Source organism: Candidatus Andeanibacterium sp., assembly GCF_057143545.1.
The window spans coordinates 1-5,952 of sequence record NZ_DBNHSF010000212.1 but is presented as its reverse complement, the minus strand read 5'-3'; the positions used below and the strand labels follow the sequence as shown (position 1 = coordinate 5,952).

General features: G+C 62.4%; 7 protein-coding genes. 5 read left to right on the top strand and 2 right to left on the bottom strand.

Translation table 11 applies throughout. The features are described from left to right. The first annotated feature begins 29 nt into the window (after positions 1 to 29). Positions 30 to 1,643, top strand: a complete 1,614-nt coding sequence (locus AC16XC_RS12450; protein ID WP_484034981.1) for a lysine--tRNA ligase — start codon at positions 30 to 32, stop codon at positions 1,641 to 1,643. Positions 1,644 to 1,659: 16 nt separating this feature from the next. Here the strand turns inward: AC16XC_RS12450 and AC16XC_RS12445 are convergent, their stop codons facing one another. Next, positions 1,660 to 2,343, bottom strand: coding sequence for a prolyl hydroxylase family protein (locus AC16XC_RS12445; protein WP_484034980.1), 684 nt, complete (start codon positions 2,341 to 2,343; stop codon positions 1,660 to 1,662). Positions 2,344 to 2,452: 109 nt separating this feature from the next. Between AC16XC_RS12445 and AC16XC_RS12440 the strand changes: the two genes are divergently transcribed. After that, a complete protein-coding gene (locus tag AC16XC_RS12440) occupies positions 2,453 to 2,998 on the top strand; it encodes a cytochrome b (protein WP_484034979.1) in 546 nt (181 codons plus the stop codon). An 89-nt stretch (positions 2,999 to 3,087) separates the two neighbouring features. Here AC16XC_RS12440 and AC16XC_RS12435 read toward each other — a convergent pair whose 3' ends face one another. Then, entirely contained in the window at positions 3,088 to 4,074 is a 987-nt protein-coding gene (locus tag AC16XC_RS12435; RefSeq protein WP_484034978.1) for an RcnB family protein, read from the bottom strand. 306 nt (positions 4,075 to 4,380) lie between these two features. On the opposite strand from AC16XC_RS12435, the gene AC16XC_RS12430 reads away from it, so the two are divergent. The 3 genes from AC16XC_RS12430 (at position 4,381) to AC16XC_RS12420 (ending at position 5,894) form a co-directional block, all read left to right on the top strand. After that, entirely contained in the window at positions 4,381 to 5,223 is an 843-nt protein-coding gene (locus AC16XC_RS12430) for a substrate-binding domain-containing protein (RefSeq protein WP_484034977.1), read from the top strand. A gap of 90 nt (positions 5,224 to 5,313) precedes the next feature. Then, on the top strand, positions 5,314 to 5,595 hold the full coding sequence (locus AC16XC_RS12425) for a type II toxin-antitoxin system RelE/ParE family toxin (protein WP_484034976.1): 282 nt from the start codon (positions 5,314 to 5,316) through the stop codon (positions 5,593 to 5,595). Continuing rightward, a complete protein-coding gene (locus AC16XC_RS12420) occupies positions 5,595 to 5,894 on the top strand; it encodes a HigA family addiction module antitoxin (RefSeq protein WP_484034975.1) in 300 nt (99 codons plus the stop codon). Before AC16XC_RS12425 ends, AC16XC_RS12420 begins: the two co-directional genes overlap by 1 nt. The last annotated feature ends 58 nt before the right edge of the window (positions 5,895 to 5,952 follow it).

Below are 5,952 nucleotides of genomic sequence, written 5' to 3'. Positions count from 1 at the left end.
TGCGCAGCGATCCGCAAAAGCGCGCGGCGATGACCGACGATGCGCTCATGACCGCTGCCCAATCCTCCAAGGCCTGGCCGTTCCAGGAAGCGCAGCGGCTTGTGAAGCGCTTCCCGGGCGGCAAGCGTGACGGCGAGGGCAGGCTCGTGCCGGTGGTGTTCGAGACCGGCTATGGCCCATCCGGCCTACCGCATATCGGCACATTCCAGGAAGTGCTGCGCACCACCTTCGTCCGCCGCGCTTACGAGGTGCTGACCGGCGGGCATCCCACGCGGCTGATCGCGTTCAGCGACGACATGGACGGGCTGCGCAAGGTTCCGGACAATGTCCCCAACCAGGAGTTGCTGGCGGAGAACCTGCACAAGCCGCTGAGCCGCATTCCCGATCCGTTCGATAAGGGCCACGAGAGCTTTGCGCATCACAACAACCGGATGCTGCGCGAATTCCTTGACCGGTTCGGCTTCGATTACGAATTCGTCGCCGCCTCGGACCGCTACAATTCGGGCGCGTTCGACGATCAGCTGAAAAACGTGCTGCGAAATTTCGACGCGATCATGGACGTGATGCTGCCGACCCTGCGCGAAGAGCGCCGCATGACCTATTCGCCGGTCCTGCCGATCAGCGCGAAGACCGGCCACGTGCTGCAGGTGCCGGTCGCAGTGGTCGATGCCGAAGCGGGCATCGTCCGCTTCGAAGACCAGGGCGAAACGGTCGAACAGTCGATCCTTGGCGGCCAGTCCAAGCTGCAATGGAAGGTCGACTGGGCGATGCGCTGGGTCGCGCTCGGCGTCGATTACGAGATGTGCGGCAAGGACTTGACCGACAGCGTCACGCAATCGGGCCGGATTGCGAAGATTCTCGGCGGGCACAAGCCCGAAGGGATGATCTACGAATTGTTCCTCGACGAGAAGGGCGAGAAGATTTCCAAGTCCAAGGGCAATGGCCTGACGATCGAGGAATGGCTGACCTATGGCAGCGAAGAGAGCCTCGGACTGTACCTCTATCGCGAGCCCAAGAGCGCCAAGCAGCTTCACATCGGCGTGATTCCGCGCGCGGTCGACGAATATTGGCAGTTCCGCGCGAAGATCCCCGAACAGCCGCTCGAACAGCAGCTTGGCAATCCGGCCTGGCACCTGCTGCGCGTCAATGGCTATCACGGCGGGGATGGCGATGCGCTGCCGGTAACTTACGGGCTGCTGCTCAACCTTGTCGGTGTGCTTGGCGCCGACGCCAGTCACGCGCAGGTGTGGAACTATCTCGGCAACTATATCCACGATCTCGATCCCGCGCATCATCCGGACCTTGAAGCGCTGATCGACCGCGCGCTCGCCTATAATCGCGATTTCATCGCGCCGACGCTCGAGTTCCGCGCTCCGGCGCCCAACGAGGCCGAAGCGCTCAAGGCGCTCGATGCGCTGCTCGCTGTGACGGCGCCAGACGCCAGCGCGGAAGACCTGCAGACCGAGATCTACGAGATCGGCAAGGACCCTGCCTTCGGCTTCGAGAATTTGCGCGACTGGTTCAAGGCGCTCTACGAGACCCTGCTCGGCTCCTCGCAAGGACCGCGGATGGGGAGCTTCATTGCACTCTACGGGATCGACAATACCAGGAAACTGATTGCCCAGGCGCTCGCCCGCGCCTGATCATCCGTCCGCCGCATCAGCCCCATTTGCGGGTGCGATACCATTTGGTGATGATGTATTTCTCGCCCGCCACCACCGGCGTGGCCGCATGCAACGTGGCGATATTTGGCGTGCCGTCGGGGGTCGCGTTGTTCCACAGGAGGAGCACGCCGGTCTTGGGCTGGATCGAAAGCCCGAGCTCGACGAAATCGGTCGTTCCGCCGTCCTCGACAGGGTTGAGATAGACCATCGCGGTCCAGCTGCGTTGCCCGCCGCGCTCGGCCTCGTTCGGCCAGTAATCGGCGTCGGTATAGAACCAATCGCAATGGGCGCGAAACTCCTGACCGGGCAAATAGCGTTGGCCCTGGATCGTTTCGCCGAACGAGGGATCGATGCCCAACAGGTCGTTGAAGCGCCGCTCGATCTTGCGCACGAACGGGTCCCACGGATCGACATCGCCCGAATAGGACGTGCGGAAAGCGGAAGAATAGCTGGCCGAGAAAGCCTTCGACGGCTTGGCGACCTGGTCGATCAGCCCGCGCATCCTGGCGCATTCGGCCTCGCTCATGAATTCGCCTAGCGCGAACAGTTCGGCCTTTTCGGTCGGCATGCGGTAGATCGTGGGATGCGCCTCGATCCGCTGGCGTACCTGTTCGCCGACGCGGACAAGAGCGGCCTTGTCGGGATTGGGAAGGTGCTTGGCGTAAGGGCGCTTGCTCATCGCTGCCGCTCTTTACTCAAGCGCACCGCGCCCGCAACCCGTCGCGACAATGCGCGACTTGCCGTTTCCAGCGGGATGGCTAGGCTGCGCGGCGGAGAGGAGACCTGTAATGCAGCAAGTGAGATATTCGGGGGTCGCAATGCTCCTGCACTGGGCGATTGCGATTGCGGTGATCGTCAACTGGCGCATCGCCGAATATGGCGAGCACCTGCCCGACGCCCAGCGCGTCGAGGTTATGTCGAACCACATGGCGGTAGGCGTGATGATCCTGGTGCTGGTCCTGTTGCGGCTGGGCTGGCGGATCTACAGTCCACCGCCGCCGCTGTCCGCCCACATTGGCGGCTGGGAGCGGATCCTGGCGAGAACTGTCCACACGCTGTTTTACGTCCTGCTGATCGTCATGCCGCTCGCCGGATGGGTGGCGATGTCGTCATTCGGCTTCGGAGTGAATGTCTGGGGGCTGTTCGAACTGCCCGCGCTGCCGGTCTCGCAATCGCCCGACCGCGGCGAGGCGATCTTCGAGGCCCACGCAGTTGCCGGCACGATCCTGCTGGCGTTGGTCGCGATCCACATTCTCGGCGCGCTCAAGCACACATTGATCGACAAGGACGGGAATCTCTTCCGCATGCTGCCCTTCGGAACGCCGAAGGCCTGATGCGCAGCGATACGGGGCCCCTGCTGTTCGCAGGGACCCCGCCCCGCCGGTCCACTCTAACCGACGGGTAGTCGAATAGAGGGCCGGAATTACCAGAAGAAGTCGTAGATCACGTCGACCACTTCGCCGGTGTAGATGTCCACCAGCAGCACGTCGTCGTAATAGCGGACCCAGCGATAGGGGCCGTAGACTTCGGGCAGGCGATAGCGCCAGGGATCGTCGATCCAGTAGCGGCTCGCGAAGAACAGCGAATCGAGGAAATAGCCGATGCTCAGCCGCCGGTAGTAATAGTTGCGATAGGGCGCGTAATAGAATCCGATGTGGAAGATGCTCCGGTTGCGGTCGCGATAGCGGTGCCAATCGTAGCGATCGCTGTCGCGCCACCGGCGGTCCCAGCGGCGATAGTCACGGCTGCCGTCGCGATAACCGTCGCGATAGGACCCGTTGCGGTCGCTGTAGGATTGGTTGCGGTCGCGGTCGGAATAGGAGCGATTGCGATCGCCGTCGCGATAATTGCGGTTGCGCTCTTCGGTGATCCGGCTCACCCGGGCGCGTTCGCGATCGCTAAGCTGGTCGCCGAAGCGCCGTTCGGCATAGCTGTCGCGAGTCGATGCGCGGCTTGTGGTGCGGTCCGAATCATCGGCCCGGCGGGCAGTATAGGTCCGGTTGCGATCACCGTCCGAATAGGAGCGGTTGCGCGTGCTCCGCTCGGCCCGGCTGTCGCCCGTGCCGCGCGCGCCTTGCGCGGATCGCGTCTCGACCCGCGAGGCGGGAACATCCACCCGCCGGGGCGGAGTATAGCTCGATTGCCGGTTCGACGATTGCGAACTCCGCGATTCCGCACTCCTGGATTCCGACCGGCGCGAATCCCCGTCATCCGAACGCGAGCTGCGGCTCGAACGGGTCGACCGGTCCGATCCGCTCGACCGCTCGGACCGCGCCGAGCGGCGATCGTTGTCGCGCTGCGACCAGCCTTCGCGATCCTGGGCCACGGATTGAGCGGGGAGGGCAGTTGCGGCCAATGCGGCAGCGATCGCGGCAAGCCCACTCGACTTGAGCAAGTGTGAAAGTCTCATGCGGTCATCCTTCCATCCTGCCGCAGAGTGGGATGCGGCGATATTGTTGGGAGGTGATATGGGAATCGGCCTGACGCGAAGGTGAACCGGACTGTAAGGCTTTTGTTCAGGTTTATTCGTCCCAGCATGAACGCTGAGTGGTCGAAGACGAAGCAATTCCGCCATTTGAGAACGCGCCGATCGATTGGAGACCGGGCTCCGGTAACCATTGCCCGGCTTGGCCAGGCTCGGAAATTGAGGAATTGTTCACCCTGTGACGTTAACTGAGGCAGCCCGAATCAGGATAACAATAGAGGGTTGCAGGGGATGACCGGATACAGGACCGTCCTGTTGCTGTCGGACAATTCCGGCGAGGACTACATCGCGCGCATCCGTTCGGGTGCGAGCCGGACATGCAGCGCCGCGGGCTTCGCGCTCAACTCGACCAATGTCTATGGCCAGGACCAATCGCTCGAAGTCATCGTGAAGGAAACCGAGCATGCCGGCCTGATCCTGACGCCGCCGGTCAGCGATGACCGGCACATCCTCTCGTTGGTCGAACGGCGCAGGCTGCCCTATGTCCGGATTGCTCCCTTGCTCGATCCCGACCGGGGCGACATCGTCAGCATGGACGAATTCGAGGCGGCATCGGCAGTGACACGGGTGCTGACCGCGCGCGGCCACCGGCGGATCGCGATCATGCGCGGTCCAAATGTCCATCTCGTCAGCATGCGCCGTTATAACGGCTATGCAAATGCACTCGGCGAAAAGGGAATGCGGGTCGATCCGGCGCTGGTGGTGCAGGGCGATTTCACTCGCGAATCCGGTCGCGCGCTGGCCGGCAGGCTGTTCGAGGCCAAGCCGACAGCGATCTTCGCCAGCAATGACGAGATGGCCGCGGGCATCATCGATGCCGCGCAGGACGCCGGAATCGCCATCCCGCAAACCATTTCGATCGTCGGCTATGACGACAACGCGGTGGCATCACGGGTCCGCCCGCGTCTTACCACCGTGCGCCAGCCGCTCGAGCAGATGGGCGAAGCGGCCGGCAGGCTGCTGGCCGCGCGGCTGGCCAGTCCCGGAAAGGCGAAGGAGCACACCGTGGTCCCGTTCGAGATTATCGAGCGGGAATCGGTCGCCGATTGCAAGGCTGAAGCGGCTACGAGCTAGTCGGCTTGTTGCAGGCAGGAACGCCTCCAACCCGCCCACTTCGTCATGCCTCACTTGACAGTCAATGTGTCATGCGATACATGACACTCGATGGAAATCGAGAGCATCCGGCATAAGGCTCTGCGGCGTTTTGCGGAAGCCGGTAATGCCAAGGGTGTGATCGAGCCGCAGCGGGTTGCCGACATGCTTCATTTGTTGCGGTTTGCAGCAGGATTTGACGATCTGAATATACCGCCCAATTTCGGGTTTCACCCGCTCACCGGAGACCGGAAAGGCACATTTGCCATGACCGTCACAAGGAATTGGCGACTGACATTCACCAAGGTCGACGAGCGAACCATCGCCGACCTCGATCTGGAGGATTATCACTGATGGGTATCGAACTGCACCCTTCGATTGTTTCGCATCCCGGCCCGTGGATGCAGCGCAATTTCCTCGAGCCATACAATATCTCGGTGACCGAGATGGCGAAGCATGTCGGTGTAAGCCGTCAGAATATGAGCACTCTCTTGAATGGTCGCGCCGCGATGAGCGCCATGATGGCGCTGCGCTTCGAAAAAGCCTTCGGCATCCGCGCGCAGACGTTGCTAGCGATGCAGGTCGGCTATGACCTCGCTCAGGTGCAGTTGAGCGGGAAGGAACCGGATGTGAAGCGGATGGAGGTGGCTTAGCCACAACGTTGGTCATCCCGGACCTGTTCCGGGATCCAGCTTTGTTCGGGTCCGGCGC